Below are 16,609 nucleotides of genomic sequence, written 5' to 3' on the forward strand. Positions count from 1 at the left end.
AAAGTGCACAAATATAGGCAGACTTGTTGGGTTAAAGAATTATTACAAGCATTTGTAATTTTTTTTCTAAAAAGCATAAAAAAATACCACTGTTATCCAACAGTGGTATTTATGATTTTTTTTAAAAGTTAAACTTATCGTTTCATTATTTTTTTAAGACTGATAACATTTTCGCCATATATTTTTACAATATAAATGCCATTAGAAATATCTTTTAAAGAAATATCAATAAAAGAATTCGTTGTTTCATATACTCTTTTACCAAGTGTGGAATAAATTTCAACCTTTTGAATTGTACTTGTTTTAGAACTTATAGAAATTTTGTCTTTTGTAGGGTTTGGAAACAACTGAATAGATGAATCAAAGATCTCATTCACAGTTTTTAAAGTACAATTTTCTCCAACAGTATATGTAAAGTATTTTGTAACGGCTAAACCACCAGCAAAAGCCAATTTACAAGCATAACTTATAGTTTGTCCGTCTGTAAAACCACTTACAGTTTTAGAAAATTTATTTCCAGAAATTTTGTCCATTTGTACCTCATTAAAAGGACTTTGTTTCCATAGAAACGCAATAACATCTGTTTTATCAGTATCTAACAACTCAAAAGTAAAAGTTACTGCTGTTCCATCTGTTTTAAAATCATAGGTATAACCCAAACTAAAAGCACCTTGTTGTGCATCTGAACTATTTCCAGCACATTCTGTACTTAAATCTGCTTTTGTTGTAACCTCAATTTCTATTGAATTGTTAACTGCTTTATTTCCTGTTAAATCAGCGGCATCAATTTGAAAATTATAAGTAGTTTCTGCAGTTAAATTTGCAATTATTAAAGATTTTTGAGTTCCTGAGTTTCCTGTAATACTTGTTTTGTTAGCATTATAATTGGCTTCATAAACAACTGTACCAGAATTGTCATTAGCTTGTACTAATAATTCTACAGAATTAGAGGTAACATTCCCTAAAGTTGCTGTAAAATTTGTTGGTGCTTCTGTATCTCCAGAATTTTCTCCACAGTTTTCTCCAACAACATAGCTTATGTATTTGGTAACAGACAATCCACCAGCAAAAGCAAATTTACATGCATACGTTATGGTTTCTCCTTTTGTAAAACCATTAATTTTTTTGGTGAATTTTAAACCAGTAGTATTTTCCATTTGTGTTTCTGCAAAAGGAGTTTGTTGCCATAAAAAAGCAATAACACCTTGTTTATCGGTATCTAACAATTCAAAAGAAATGGTTACTGTATTACCAACAGTTTCAAAATTAGCCTTATAACCTTTAGAAAATGCTCCTTGCTGTGCAGCATTTGAAGATTCTGAACAAGACACTACTTCCTCAACATCTAAAATTATAACTTCTGATGTAGTTTTAGCATTTTTATTATCTGTTGCAACTGCAGTAATTGCATGACTTCCAATACTAGCATTTTCCCAATCTAAGCGATAAGGTTCTGTTGCATCCTCTCCTATTTTTGTAGTTCCATCATAAAATTCTACTAAAGTAATGTTACCATCTAAATCGCTTGCAGTTGCTGTTATTTTAATTGTTTTATTTTCTTCAAACGTGCTATTATTACTTGGAGAAGTAATGGCAACTGTAGGGTTTGTATTTCCCGTTTTGGAAACAATTACTAGAACTTCATCAAAATCAGTGTAATTGCCATCATTTACTGTTAATTTAAACTTGTAGACACCTTCTTCTAAATTTGATATAATAGGAGATGTTTCTGTAAAACCGTTAAAAATTACAGTTGTTGGTCCATAAATTTGTTCCCATAAATAGGTAATATTTTTATTTTCTGGATGCTTGCTTAATGAACCATCTAAATTTGCATTAGTAGCTGGCGAAATTACAGTTACATTTTCTCCAGCATTTGCTGTAGGAAGAGTAAAATCAAATGGTTCTTTATAAGTAAACGTCATTTTACCAAGATTGAATTCGCCATCACTAAAAAATAATCTTAATACATTTTCTCCTTTGGTAAGCGCAATATCAGAAACAGTTTTTGAACTCCAAGAATCCCATCCTCCAGTGCTAGAAACCTTAAAATCTGTGCTTATTTTTTTACCTTCAACTTCAAAAAAGAAAGGGCCACCACCATTATCGTTTCCAGAAGCATACCTAAAATTCAAATTATATAAGCCTGCAGTTGCAACATTTACAGAATATTCTAGCCATTCTCCAGAAGAAATCCAACCCACAGTTTCTCCTTCTCCATTAATTGATGCAACATCTACGTTTTCACTTGTTCTAAAGTTCCCATTGTTACCAACAGAAGTATCTACATAAGCAATATTTTGTCCTAAACCACCTTCAAATTTATCATATTCACCAGATTCTATAGTTCCTGGAATTGCAAATGGAGTTCCAGAAAACGGAACTTGTTCTCCAACTTGGATGCTGACGATATTAGTGACATTAAACTTATCTCCTTCATAAATTTTAGCATACATTCCATGAATTCCTAATGAAAGATTTTCTGCTTTAATTGAATAAGGAGCAGTTGTGTCTTCTCCTAAAAAAGTTTCTCCATCAAAAAATGCTACTTTCGTAATTCCTGTGCCTGAAACTGTTGCAGATAAATTGATACTACCGTTGGGAAATGCTTGTTTAAAATCGGATGAAAGCGTTCCTGTTGAATTAACATCTAAACTTGTAGCCATTTTATTTGCAGGAACATTTAAATTGTAACCATCTGAGAATGTAACCGTAATTGCTGTATTTGAATAATTATGTGCGACATATATTTTTTCTGAATCCTTAGTAAAAACAGTTGCAATAGGATAATTAGCCGTAATTGTAGCATCTACAATACCCAAAGCATTTATGCTGTGTAACCAATGATAGGTTTGAGCGTCTGAAATGCCAAATTTTAAATTCCTATTTGGATTAGAATTATACAAATCTATTGCCGCTTGTGAATCTATTAGAGATAAATATTTCCAATAGGTATCATGCCATAAATTTGGATTTTCTTCATTACTTAGAATTCCTGTATTTACAGAAATTTCATTCCACAATTCTTTTGCATAGTTTTGATTGTGTCCTAAATATAAAGAACCTCCATGAATAGGATACATTTCTATACCATAAGAAGCAGCAATATCAGCCGTCCAAAAAGTACCATTATCATAAGAATTTCCCCATACTCTAGAAACCAAACTAAATTGTTGTTCTGGTCTAAAATTACGTTTATGTACATCAAACCAATATTCTTCTACAGCAGTTTGTTCTGTGGTATAAATATAAATTCCTAAATCTCTTATGGTTTTATTCTCTGTAATTGTGCCCCAATGAATTAAAGATGAAGCAAATTGCATACTTTCTGATGTAGATTCTTGATCGTTTCCTTGAGGAAAAGTCGCAAAACCATTTGCCCAACTATGACCCGCATAAGGACTAAAATTTCTAAGAAAAGGATATTGAGTATCATCTCTATTTGGTGAAGCTGCATCTCTTACTAAAATATCAATCATTTCTGCCCAATTATTTGACCAACCCGGTTCAAATTGCTCCATAAATGCAGCAGCATGTATAAAATAACCCCAATGAAAATGATGGTCGTTAATATTAGTGTCTTGCCCATGACCAGAAGGATACCCTAACATTGTAGACCATGTGCTATTGTAATAAAATAAAAAAGCTTTTTCTCCCGTTTGATAGGTTAACCAGTCTTCTAAACGTTCTTTTACAGTGGCAATCATTTTATCTCTAGCTACAAAATTTCCTGTTTGATCTGCAATTCTTGCTGTTTGAATTAAACGATTCATAACCTGACCTTCATTGTAAGAATCTGTCCAAGTAGCCAAACCATCATTTTCTATTTGAGCAATTTTACTTTCCAATTCAGACGGACTAAAACCATTACTGTAATTTGCTAAATAAGGCAATGTTGGTAAAATTCCTTTAAAAGTATTTTCTACCACAAAACTATTGCCGTTTAATGTTTTTAAATCTCCTCTTAACGTTTTGTAAATTGCTTCTTCTGGTTTAAGCGATGTTGTAGCCAAGTTACTCCATTGATGAGGCAACAAACCTAAGAGCACATTTGTTTCTGTGCCTTCCTTTACTGAAGTTTCTACTGTAAAAGTTGTAGTAACTATTGAATTATTTTCATTGTACAACCAAGATGTTGTTGTGTTTTTTGGAAAAACGTATGCATATTTTTTATACGCTTGTGCAGTAGTATTTACATTATTATTATCTAAAGGCAGCATTGCCATAGACCAATATTCTTTGCCATTTAAATTAGAAGTATACAAGTTTCCGTTTTGCAACCAAGTACTCCCTGTGGGTGCATAAAAAACAAAATCTGCATCACTAGAAGCATTTTCTACAATTAGTATTTCGTTATTAATAGTTACATTTCCAGCGTTTATTTTTATTTCGACAATATCATTTGCATCTTTTTCAAAATACAAAAATGGCAGTCCAATACCAGCTGTAGTCTCTAAATTATTATCAGCATCTTGCCAATTCATAGTAACTGTCCAATCTGAATAATCTGAAACTGTTGTTTTATTTGTGTTTAAACCCGTTAAACCAACTTCTATTGGAGCAGAATCTCCAATAACACCCCAGGGAATATAAGTAACTATTAAACCTGTGTTGGTTGTTTTTAAGGTCATTGGATAATTAAATAAATTATCTGCATGATTTTCTTTTATCAATTTAGACCACCAATCATTTGTTGGCACAGGCTTACCTAGTGCATTTCCACTCAGTTGAGGAGCACCTGATGGAAAACCATTTCTACCTGCAGCATCTGTACCCGGAAATGTAGTTGTATAGCTTCCTTTACCAACATTTATTTGACTAAACAAAAATGATTGTATCAATAAAAATAAAAATAAAAGTGTGTTTTTATGAATCATGAGTTATTTATTTAATTAAAAAAGAGTGATATTTTAAGTATCACTCTTTTAATTAATTTAATTTGAAAAAGAATTTACTCTTTAATTAATTTTAAAGAACTTGTACCTTTTTCACTGTTTATAATTGCCATATAAATTCCAGTACTTAAATTTGAGGCATCTACTATGGCAGTGTTCGTATTACCTTTAACAGTTGCTACTTTTTTACCTAATAAATTATATACTTCTACCGATTTAATTTTTGTATCTGCAGTGTTTATTGTCCAAGAATTTCTTGTTGGATTTGGATAAGAAGTAAACAAAGCTTTTTGAACGTTTGCTGTACTTAAAGTGTTTGCTTCTATAACAATGCTTCCCAAAGAAGTTTCTTCTGCTGGATTTGCATTTAAACCATTAATTACAAAACCATACTGTATAATTAAACCAGCAGCTAATTCATCTCCAGTTGCAGCTATAGTAAATGCACCAGAAGTAGGCAAATCCAATACTTTAGAGCCGTTAAAAACATCAGCAAAACCATTATTTGGATCTAAAGCTTTTATAAAAAACTTACCAGTATACGCTTCACTTAAAGTATTAGCAACTATTTTTCCTGTAAAGGTTAAATCTTTACCGTTAAAAGTTTCTCCTGGCTCTACAAAAGAGGAAGCTTCCATAATTTTATTCCCTTTTGCACCAGCTGTAACACCTCCATCAGTTGAGTTTGTCCAAAAAGCTCTATCTCCATCTGCACCACCTAAGGCGTTTGCATAAGCGTTAAAATTAGGTTGTAAAACAATACTAGATCCATCAAAAGAAGTTTTTACATCAGCAAAACCCCATTCTGATCCAAATTGATAACCACCAGAAGTATCAAAAACGGTTATATAACCTTTCCAAGCAACAGCTGGATCTATGGTAACTATATTGTTATCATTGGATGATTGTTCCTCATTATCTTTGGCATTAAATGTAATGGTATCAAAATAAAGTACATTGTCTTGGCTTCTTTCTAAAAAATCTGGAATTAACACGATTCTATTATAAGTTTTTCCGTTTTCTGAACTAAAATCGAAAGTCAATTCTTCCCAATCTCCGTTGGAAATGGTATTTGCCACCTTTATTTCTTTATTAACTCCTGCAGGCCCTTCAAACTTAATACCAACATCTGTTGCTATCATTTTTCTAACCATAATTTTTACTTGATTGTTTGTATCATCAAAAATAAAATTAGGTATGTCTGTAAAAGTTAAAGCCCATGGGTTGCCGGCAGCTTTAGCCGTAAACTTTGCACAAGTTTCAGAAGAGTTAATTCCTGCTTTATTTGGATTTTCTACAAATTCTAAAGCTGGATTGCTATCATTTTGATCTATTGTCCAAGTAAAATATTTACCAAAACCATTACTTTCAAAATCTATTGGCTCTAAGTTATAAGGATTAGAATCTCCTTCTTGCGCATTAAAAGTAAGATTGTCAAAATAAATGATATTATCTTGAGTTCTAGCAAGAAAATCTGGGATAATAACCAATTTATTATAAGTAACTCCAATTTCTGTTTGAAAATTAAATGTCAACTCTTCCCATTCTCCGTTAATAATAGTTGTAGTAGCTCTAATTTCTTTGGCTACACCGCCATCTCCTTCTAATTTTACACCAACATCTGTAGTTACATCTTTTCTAACCATTAATTTAACTAGACTATTGGTGTTATCAAAAGTAAAACTTCCAATATCTTCGCTAATTACAAGTGCCCAAGGATTACCGGTTGTTAAAGCCGTAAATTTTGCTACTGTTGCAGATGTGTTAATACCTGTAGTGTTAGGATTTGCAACTATTTCTAAGGCTGGATTAGAGTCATTATCATTTACAACCCAATTCCAAGTAGTTCCTTCTCCACCAGTTTCAAAATTTACTGGTGCTTTTTGAGAATAGCCTATTGCTGTGCTCAATAATAAAATGAGTAAAGTAATTTTTTTCATATCTAAATGTGTTTGTAATTATTGTTTCCGTAAATTTAATAGAACATATTATTAAATTCGCAAAAAAAACCTATATAAAAAACATACAATATAAAAAAAGATGTTTAATTTTTTATAGTTATGAATAAACATAGACATTTCGGTTATAAAAAAAACAATAATTTCAATGAATTAAATCGCCTATGATACAAATTGTATGGGTAATGTTGTGGTTTAAATTGAAGTTGTTGAGTGAAATTATAAAATGTTGTGTTGATTTTTTAAAAGATTAAAAATAATTTTAAGTTTGATTATCGTAGAACTTGTTAATTATCTATTTTAATGGCTTATTCATCTTTACAGATCCAATAGCTAAAAACACCAAAAAAGCAATTAAAACATAACTCACGTAGCTATAACTACCTAGTTTTGTATAGCAATAACTCATTAAACTTGGCGCCAAAGCACTAGCAATTACTAAAAAACTCATTACTTTACCTGTAATTTCCCCTAGATACTTCCTACCAAAATAACGAGGCCAAGTTACAGCATTTACAACTGCAAATAAACCACTAAAACCACCTAAACCAATTACTAAAAGATAAACGCCATAGGATTCATTTAATAAAAGTAAACCAAAGGCGACTAAAAATCCACAACAGATCATTATAAACAAATAAATTTTGTGTTGTACATAATCACTCAAAATATTGGCTAATGTTGATGTGATTATGGCAATTACAGAAACTGGCAAAAATATAGCAATCGCCTCTTCTTTACTATAATCTTGACTTTTAAAAATAGAAATTACATGAAACGTAAAGCCTGTAGCAAAAAAGCTATTAAAAGATAATGCCAAACCAAACATCCAAAAGGCACGTGTTTTTTTTGCCTCTTTTAAGGTAAAATTAATTTCTGTAACAGGCGTATTTTCTTTTTTTGTTTTCTTAACAAAACCATCAGGAATAAATCCAAAATCTTCTGGTTTGTTTCTGTAAAATTGAAGTATTAAAACACTGAATATAAATAAACAAAGTGCTAGAATTTGCCAACTTACCTCCCATCCACTTTTATCAATTAAATAATTTATTAAAATTGGAGAACTAGAAAAACCTAAAGAAACGGTTATGCTACTTATTGAGTTCATTTTGCCACGGTTTTTATCAAACCACATCATTACCATGTTTCTAGAAGCCATAGTTAAAACGCCTTGGCCACAAAAACGAATGAAAAAGAACAACAAACAAATAATTACAAAAGAAATAATCCAAGAATCTGTATGAAAACTAGTTTTTAAAAAACTACTAATATTTTCTGATATGGAAAATAACAATAGTGCCAAACCTAAGCCTGTAGCCGCAAAAAAAGCAACAATTCTTGCACCAAATTTATCGAACAAAACACCTGCTTTGGTTACAAAAAAGGCACTTAGTAAAGTACCAATCATATACCCATTACTAAACTGATTTCTTGTTAAACCCAAAGCATCTTTAACAGGATCTGTAAATACAGAAACGCCTACAGTTTGACCAGGAATACTAAACAAAACACCAATACTGCCAAAAAACAGAATTACATAACCATAAAAAAATGGAAATTTCTTTGGATTTATAAATGAGTATTTATTCGGATTCATTTGCTATAGATTTACCTTCTTTTTCTTGAAGTTATAAAATAAACGCCTGTTAACAAAATTGCAGAAGCAACCATAGATTGCATACTTATTTTTTCATCTAAAAAACACCAACCCATAAACAAGGCAATTACAGGATTTACGTATGCAGATGTAGCTACTTTTTCTGTAGAAACCACTTTTAAAAGATAATTAAATGCCGTAAAAGCAACAATACCACCAAGAAAAATTAATAAAAGCATTGCAATTTGCACATTACTACTCCAACTTGTTGGTAAAGACCAAGTTTCTTTAAAACTTAGGCTTATTAGAGCCAAAAATACACCAGCAACAATCATTTGTATGCCTGTGCTTACTAAAAAGTTTTTAGGTAAATCTGCCTTAGAAACAAAAACACCACCATAACTCCACCCTAAAACACAACCTAACATTACTAAAATACCAGTAGCTGTTTGTGCAGAAGTAACCAATTCTTGCTGACTAATTAACAAGTACATTCCTAGAATACCTAAAGTAACGCCAATAATAGATTTTTTCTGCATTGGTTTTCTGTCGATAAAACGTAGAATTAACAATACAAACAGCGGTTGTGTAGATGCTATTAAAGCCGCAAAACCACTATCTACAAATTGTAAAGCCCAAACAAATACACTGTTTCCTAGAATTAAAAAAAAGAAAGAGGCAATAGTTGCGTTTTTAAATTGATTTAAAGAAATTTTGAAATTAGCACCAACAATTTTAGCAATAAGCATCATTAAAACACCTGCTGTAGAAAAACGTATGCTTGCTAAAAAAAACGGCGGTAACTCTGTAACTGCAACTTTATTAAATAAATAGGTAGAACCCCAAATTACATAAATAGCAATAAATGCAAAAACAATTAATATTTGGGTTTTAGTAGCTTTCAATACTTATTTTTTAAAAGTTGCAAAATTACTATTATTATTTTGCAAATCACTATTTTATCTAGTTTAAAACACATAATTTATTGCTTATGTTTTATTGTGATTTGTGCATTAAATAAATAATAAAAAGTAGTTGTAATTGGATAAGAAATATCTTTTTGATCCATCACTAAAACATTATTTTATACTTACTTTAGGTTTCGTAATTTGGGATTTTTTTGTTCCGATATTTAACAGGGGCTTTAGATATAAATGAACTAAATGCATCGCAAAAATTAAAGTTTTTAAGCTTATACAATGTGGTTGTTGGTTGTGTTGTTCCATTTTACTAAAATTAAAGTTTATATTTCTTCAAAATTAGTTTTGATAAATAAAATTTGGGATCGAAATTAGAGTTTGATAACCACAAATTAGAATTTGTTTTACAAAAAAAAAATGACCGAACAGAAAGTCTATTTGGTCATTTAAAATTTAATAAATATTTAGCCTATTTCTGTCTTTTCATCAATTCTGTTTCAATATCTTTTAAGGTAAAACCTTTGGCTTGTAACAGCATTAAATAATGAAAAAGTAAATCTGCAGATTCATACAAGAATAACTCATCATTATTGTCCATTGCTTCAATAACAGTTTCTACAGCCTCTTCACCTACTTTCTGAGCAACTTTGTTAATTCCTTTATCAAACAAGCTCGCTACATAAGATTTTTTAGTGTCCTTATTGGCAACTCTCTCTGTAATTACATTTTCTAAAGTAGAAAAGAATCCAAAATTTGAATTGTTTTCTTCCTTCCAGCAAGTATCTGTACCTTTATGGCAAGTTGGTCCTTGTGGATTTACTTGAATCAATAATGAATCGTTGTCACAGTCTAATTTAATATCCACTAAATTTAGCACATTTCCACTTTCTTCACCTTTGGTCCATAGTCTATTTTTAGTTCTACTAAAAAAAGTAACCAATTTGGTTTCTTGCGTTTTTGCAAAAGCCTCTTCATTCATGTAACCTAACATTAATACGTTTTTTGTAGTGGCATCTTGAATGATTGCTGGTACTAAACCGTCGTTATTTTTATTGAAATCTATGTTCATTTTATTTGGTTATGTGTCATTTCGACTAAAACGGAGAAATCTCAAAACTATAGATTTCTCGACTGCGCTAGAAATGACATTTATATTTATAATCTTACAGGTATACTCTGTTTCTTCAATTCTTGTTTCAATTCTAAAATTGGTATTTCACCAAAATGAAACACACTTGCTGCCAAAGCTGCATCTGCTTTTCCTTCAATAAAAGTATCTGCAAAATGCTGTATGGTTCCTGCGCCACCAGAAGCTATAATTGGTATATTGACTATGGATGATAAATGTGCCAAGGCTTCATTTGCAAAACCAGCTTTGGTTCCATCATGATTCATAGAAGTAAACAATATTTCTCCTGCGCCACGTTTTTCAACTTCTATTGCCCAATCAAATAACCTAATTTCTGTAGGAATTGTGCCTCCTGCCAAATGCACTAACCATTCTCCAGCCACCTGTTTTGCATCTATTGCCACCACCACACATTGGTTCCCAAACTTTTCTGCCAATTCGTTTATTAAATCTGGTCTTTTTACTGCAGATGAATTGATTGAAACTTTATCTGCACCACATCTTAATAATTTGTCTACATGTGCAACAGAAGAAATTCCACCACCCACTGTAAACGGAATATTTACTTGTTCAGCTACTTTTAGAACCATATCTAACGTGGTTCCTCTGTTTTCTAGCGTTGCAGCAATATCTAAAAACACCAATTCATCTGCTCCTAAATCTGCATATTGTTTTGCTAAAACCACAGGATCTCCAGCATCTATTAAATTTACGAAATTTACACCTTTTACAGTTCTTCCGTTTTTAATATCTAAACAAGGTACTATTCTTTTTGTTAACATAATCCCATCCTAACCTTCCCAAAGGGAAGGGACTTTTAATTATTTATAATAAATTGTTCCAGCTGTTTTAAGCTAATTTTATTCTCATAAATCGCTTTTCCAATAATTACACCTTCACAACCATTTGCTGCTAGTTTTGGTAATTCATCAAAAGCTGAAATTCCTCCTGAAGCGATTAACTTTAAAGATTTCTCCGCTTCAGTGGAAATGACAGTTTGATTTAAAATATCTGTATAAGTATCAAAACTTGGGCCTTGTAACATGCCATCTTTAGAAATATCGGTACAAATTACATACTGAATGCCTTCTTTTTGGTAGTCTTTAATAAAAGGAATTAATTCTAAACTACTTTCTTCTTGCCAGCCGTTTGTTGCAATTTTTCCTCCTGAATTATCTGGATAAAAATCGGCACCTAAAATTATTTTTTCTGAACCAAATTTCTCAATCCAACTTTTAAAAATTGTTGGATTTTTAACTGCAATACTGCCACCTGTAATCTGATTTGCACCAGAATTAAAAGCAATTTCTAAATCTTTATCAGCTTTTAAACCACCACCAAAATCAATTTTTAAATTGGTTTTTGTAGCAATTTGTTCTAAGACTTTATGGTTTACAATCTGGCTTGCTTTTGCACCATCTAAATCCACTACATGTAAATATTCAATACCTGCATCTTCAAATTCTTTAGCAACTTCTAATGGATTTTCGTTGTAGATTTTCTTAGTATTGTAATCACCTTTTGTTAAACGAACACATTTGCCGTCTATAATGTCAATTGCTGGAATTATTCTCAAAATAGTTGTTAGTTTTTAGTTGTTGGTTTTTAGTTCCAAAAAGTTCTGTAAAATTTTTGCACCTTCATTTCCACTTTTTTCCGGATGAAATTGCACACCATAAAAATTATCTTTTTGTAAAGCAGAGGCATATGCAATTTCATAATCTGTTTCAGCAATCATTTCCTCACATTTTTCTGCATAAAAACTATGTACTAAATACATAAATTCTTTTTCTTTAATTCCTGAAAATAAATCCGATTTTAAATTAGAAATTACGTTCCAACCCATTTGTGGAACTTTAACTTTATTGGAAAAACGTTTTATAGCTACATCAAAAACACCCAATCCTTTGGTATTTCCTTCTTGAGATGAATTACACATTAATTGCATGCCCAAACAAATTCCTAAAACAGGTTGTTTTAAAGTAGGTATTAGTTTATCTAAACCACTTTCTTTTAACATTTTCATTGCAGAACTTGCTTCTCCAACACCAGGAAAAATCACTTTATCTGCCGCTTTAATTTCATCAACATTATTTGTTAAAATAGCATCTACTCCTAATCTTTTAAAAGCAAACTGAATACTTTTTATATTTCCTGCTCCGTAATCTATAATTACTAATTTCATATTTAAAGCTTTTGGCTTTTGGCTTTTGACTTTTAGCAAATAGCTAATGGCAAAAAGCTAGTAGCTAAATTATAACATTCCTTTTGTTGATGGTAAAAACATCTTATTAGGATCTCTTTTTACAGCCATTTTCATTGCTTTTGCAAAGGCTTTAAAAATTCCTTCTATTTTATGATGTTCATTAACACCTTCTGCTTTAATATTTAGGTTGCATTTTGCGCCATCTGTAAACGATTTAAATAAGTGAAAAAACATTTCTGTTGGCATGTCACCAATTTTTTCTCTTTTAAATTCAGCGTCCCATTCCAACCAATTTCTTCCTCCAAAATCAACTGCAACTTGCGCCAAACAATCGTCCATTGGCAAACAGAAACCATAACGTTCTATACCCAATTTATTACCTAATGCTTTGTTGAATAACTCTCCAAAAGCAATCATGGTATCTTCTATAGTATGGTGTTCATCTACTTCTAAATCGCCATCTACTTTTATGGTTAAATCCATATTTCCATGTCTACCAATTTGATCTAGCATATGATCAAAAAAGTGCAAACCTGTGGCAATTTCATTTTTACCAGAACCATCTAAATTTAATTTGATGTAAATTTTGGTTTCATTGGTATTTCTAGTAATTTCTACTAGTCGATCTTTTAATTTTAAGAACTCATAAATTGCAGCCCAATCTGTAGATGTTAAAGCAATACAGTCTAAAATTTCTTGTTTAGAAGTTTCTATTTCATCTGCTCCTAATTCAGGGTCTTCTGATAAATAAATACCTTTTGCTCCTAAATTTTTAGCCAATTCCATGTCTGTAATTCGATCACCTAAAACAAAAGAGTTTTCTAAATCGTAATCTTCAGAAAAATATTTTGTTAACAAACCTGTTCTTGGTTTGCGTGTTGCTGCATTTTCATGCGGAAAAGTTTTATCGATAAAAATTTCAGAAAAAATAACGCCTTCTTTGGCAAAAGCATCAATTATTTTATTTTGAGCTGGCCAAAACGTATCTTCAGGAAAAGAATCTGTTCCCAAACCATCTTGATTGGTAACCATAACCAATTCATAATCCAATTCTGTCGCAATTTTTGCCATGTATTGAAATACTTTTGGGTAATATTCTAACTTTTCTAGACTATCTAGTTGATAATCTACTGGTGGTTCTAGAACTAAAGTTCCGTCTCTGTCTATAAATAGTACTTTTTTCATGATCTCGCTTTTAGCTTTTGGCTTTTGGCTTTTAGCTAATTGCTAACAGCTAATTGCTCTAAAGCTTTAATCAATTTATTATTCTCTTCTTCTGTCCCAACTGTTAAACGCAAACAATTTTCGCATAAAGGTTGTGTGGTTCTGTTTCTAATTACAATTCCTTTGGCTATTAATTGGTTGTAGCGTTGGTTGGCATCATCAACTTTTACCAACACAAAATTACAATCTGATGGGTAAATTTTAGTAATAAAATCGATTTCTTTTAAACTTTGAACTAATAAGGTTCTTTGTTCTTTTATTTTATTAATTTCTACTTGTACTTCAGCTACCTTTTGTAAACGCTCAATTGCTTTTTGTTGGGTTAATTCGTTTACATTATAAGGTGGTTTAATATTGTTTAAAATCTTTATAATTTCTTGTGATGCATAACAAACTCCTAATCTAATTCCTGCCAAACCATAAGCTTTAGATAAGGTTTGTGTTACTATTAAATTCGGGAATTCTTCCAATCTTTCTAACCAACTTACTTCTTTAGAAAAGTCAATATAAGCTTCATCTATAATTACAAAACCTTTAAATTTTTGCAATAATTCTTCTATTATTTTTGTTGAAAAACTATTGCCTGAAGGATTATTGGGTGAACATAAAAAAAGCATTTTAGAATTTGCATCTACATTTTCTAAAATCTGATCTACTTTTGGTTGAAAATCTTGCGTTAATAAAACAGTTCTATTCTCCACATTATTAATGTTTGCTAAAACAGCATACATACCATAAGTTGGCGGTAAAGTAATGATATTATCTTCCTTTGGCTCACAAAAAGCTCTAAACAGTAAATCTAAAACCTCATCACTCCCATTTCCTAATAGAATATTTTCTTTGGAAACATTTTTTATTGCTGATAATAATTCTTTTACAGCATGCTGTTGTGGATCTGGATAACGATTTACACCGTTTTCAAACGGGTTCTCATTCGCGTCTAAAAACACCATTTCATCTGAAGTAGCATCTTTATATTCGTCTCTTGCAGAGGAATATGGTTTTAGAGATTTTATGTTTTCTCTAACTAAGTTATTAATATTAAAACCTGTTTTCATATTTAATATTCTCTAACCCTTTAAGGGTTATTATCTTTTCTTAGGAAATCTTCCTGAAAAGGAAGAATAACTTGTCCTTTTTATTTTTAATTTTAAAACTGTCATTTCGAAATGAGCCTTTTTAGGCGATTGAGAAATCTCATAATAAATTTCTAATTACTGATGACAATTTTATTTTAATCTAGATCTTTCAGGTTTTAAAAACCTGACAGGTCTTTTTACTTTAAATGCACTGAAACAAGTTCAGCACGGTTTCTATAAGGTTTTTAACCTGATAGAAACCGCATTTTTATGCGCTTGTAAACCTTCTATTTCTGCCATAATTTCTATGGCTTTTCCTATATTTTGTATTCCTGTTTTAGATATTTTTTGAAACGTAATACTTTTATTAAAACTATCTAAATTTACACCTGAATATGCTTTGGTAAATCCGTTTGTTGGTAAGGTATGGTTTGTGCCAGATGCATAATCTCCTGCGCTTTCTGGTGTGTAATTCCCAATAAAAACAGAACCTGCGTTTTCTATATTGTTTACATAAAAGTCATCATCACTTGTGCACACAATAAAATGCTCTGGACCATATTCGTTAATTAAATCTAAAGCCTCAGCATCATCTTTTACCAAAATAGATTTTGAATTTTCTATTGCTTTTTTTGCGATTTCTAAACGAGGTAGCTCTAAAATTTGTTTGTTGATTTCAACTTCAACATCATTAATTAGTTTTTCTGATGTTGATACCAAAATAACTTGAGAATCTACACCATGTTCTGCTTGACTTAACAAATCTGACGCTACAAAACTTGCGTCTGCAGCATCATCTGCAACCACTAACAATTCACTTGGACCTGCAGGCATGTCTATAGCCACACCAAATTTTGTAGAAAGTTGTTTTGCAACAGTTACAAACTGATTACCAGGACCAAATATTTTATAGACTTGTGGAATTGTTTGTGTACCAAAGGTTAAACCTGCAATGGCTTGTATGCCACCCATTTTTACAATTTTAGTAACACCACATAAATTGGCCGTGTATAAAATTGCTGGGTGAATTGTACCTGCTGCATTTGGTGGTGAACACAATACAATTTCTTTACAACCTGCAATTTGTGCAGGAACAGATAGCATTAAAACTGTAGAAAAAAGTGGTGCAGTTCCTCCTGGAATGTACAAACCAACTTTGGTAATTGGTCTTTTTTCTTGCCAACACTCCACTCCATTTGTGGTTTCTAAAAAGACTTTTTCTGTTTTTTGTGCTTTATGAAAAGCTTCTATATTAGATTTGGCTATTTGTATAGCTTCCTTTAATTCTGTTGAAACTAAACCAATTGCTTCTTTAATTTCAGTTTCTGAAACGATTGCGTTTTCTATAGCAACTCCGTCAAATTTTTGTGTGTATTTGGCAATGGCTTTATCGCCATTTTCTTTAACATCTGTAAAAACATTGTTTACAATACCTTCAATATCATCAACGGTTTTGGTTGGTCTTTCTAAGATTTTTTTCCAATCTTTTTTTAAAGGGTAATTTATAATTTTCATAATTTACTATCTCTTATAAACTTGCGTGAGCGTTAGGGATTGAAACGGCATCCTTTTTTCTTTTTCTGAAAAAAGATATAGTGTAA

General features: G+C 31.2%; 11 protein-coding genes. All 11 read right to left on the reverse strand.

Features of this window, described 5'->3' with window-relative positions; translation table 11 throughout:
- Positions 1-134: 134 nt before the first annotated feature.
- Positions 135-4,877, reverse strand: a complete 4,743-nt coding sequence (locus Q0684_RS11735) for a glycosyl hydrolase (protein ID WP_299016954.1) — start codon at positions 4,875-4,877, stop codon at positions 135-137.
- A 74-nt stretch (positions 4,878-4,951) separates the two neighbouring features.
- Complete coding sequence (locus tag Q0684_RS11740) at positions 4,952-6,835, reverse strand: T9SS type A sorting domain-containing protein (RefSeq protein WP_299016957.1); 1,884 nt, start codon at positions 6,833-6,835, stop codon at positions 4,952-4,954.
- 313 nt (positions 6,836-7,148) lie between these two features.
- Positions 7,149-8,450 (reverse strand): MFS transporter, encoded by a 1,302-nt coding sequence (locus tag Q0684_RS11745; protein WP_299016959.1) that lies wholly within the window; start codon positions 8,448-8,450, stop codon positions 7,149-7,151.
- A gap of 11 nt (positions 8,451-8,461) precedes the next feature.
- Positions 8,462-9,355: an EamA family transporter gene (locus Q0684_RS11750; protein ID WP_299016962.1), complete on the reverse strand. Its 894-nt coding sequence runs from the start codon at positions 9,353-9,355 to the stop codon at positions 8,462-8,464.
- A 484-nt stretch (positions 9,356-9,839) separates the two neighbouring features.
- A complete protein-coding gene (gene hisIE, locus Q0684_RS11755; protein ID WP_299016966.1) occupies positions 9,840-10,439 on the reverse strand; it encodes a bifunctional phosphoribosyl-AMP cyclohydrolase/phosphoribosyl-ATP diphosphatase HisIE in 600 nt (199 codons plus the stop codon).
- Positions 10,440-10,525: 86 nt separating this feature from the next.
- On the reverse strand, positions 10,526-11,281 hold the full coding sequence (gene hisF / locus Q0684_RS11760; protein WP_299016969.1) for an imidazole glycerol phosphate synthase subunit HisF: 756 nt from the start codon (positions 11,279-11,281) through the stop codon (positions 10,526-10,528).
- A gap of 35 nt (positions 11,282-11,316) precedes the next feature.
- Positions 11,317-12,075 carry a 1-(5-phosphoribosyl)-5-[(5-phosphoribosylamino)methylideneamino]imidazole-4-carboxamide isomerase gene (gene hisA, locus Q0684_RS11765; RefSeq protein WP_299016972.1) on the reverse strand — a complete coding sequence of 253 codons (759 nt, stop codon included), beginning with the start codon at positions 12,073-12,075 and terminating at the stop codon, positions 11,317-11,319.
- 15 nt (positions 12,076-12,090) lie between these two features.
- Complete coding sequence (hisH, locus tag Q0684_RS11770; protein WP_299016975.1) at positions 12,091-12,684, reverse strand: imidazole glycerol phosphate synthase subunit HisH; 594 nt, start codon at positions 12,682-12,684, stop codon at positions 12,091-12,093.
- Between the two features lie 69 nt (positions 12,685-12,753).
- Positions 12,754-13,890 carry a bifunctional histidinol-phosphatase/imidazoleglycerol-phosphate dehydratase HisB gene (hisB, locus tag Q0684_RS11775; RefSeq protein ID WP_299016978.1) on the reverse strand — a complete coding sequence of 379 codons (1,137 nt, stop codon included), beginning with the start codon at positions 13,888-13,890 and terminating at the stop codon, positions 12,754-12,756.
- Between the two features lie 35 nt (positions 13,891-13,925).
- Positions 13,926-14,987: a histidinol-phosphate transaminase gene (gene hisC / locus Q0684_RS11780; protein ID WP_299016981.1), complete on the reverse strand. Its 1,062-nt coding sequence runs from the start codon at positions 14,985-14,987 to the stop codon at positions 13,926-13,928.
- Between the two features lie 255 nt (positions 14,988-15,242).
- The gene (gene hisD, locus Q0684_RS11785; protein ID WP_299016983.1) at positions 15,243-16,523 is read right to left on the reverse strand and encodes a histidinol dehydrogenase; all 1,281 of its coding nucleotides are present in this window, start codon (positions 16,521-16,523) and stop codon (positions 15,243-15,245) included.
- Between the last annotated feature and the right edge of the window lie 86 nt (positions 16,524-16,609).

The sequence above is a fragment of the uncultured Polaribacter sp. genome (assembly GCF_947503875.1).
Classification (GTDB): Bacteria; Bacteroidota; Bacteroidia; order Flavobacteriales; family Flavobacteriaceae; genus Polaribacter.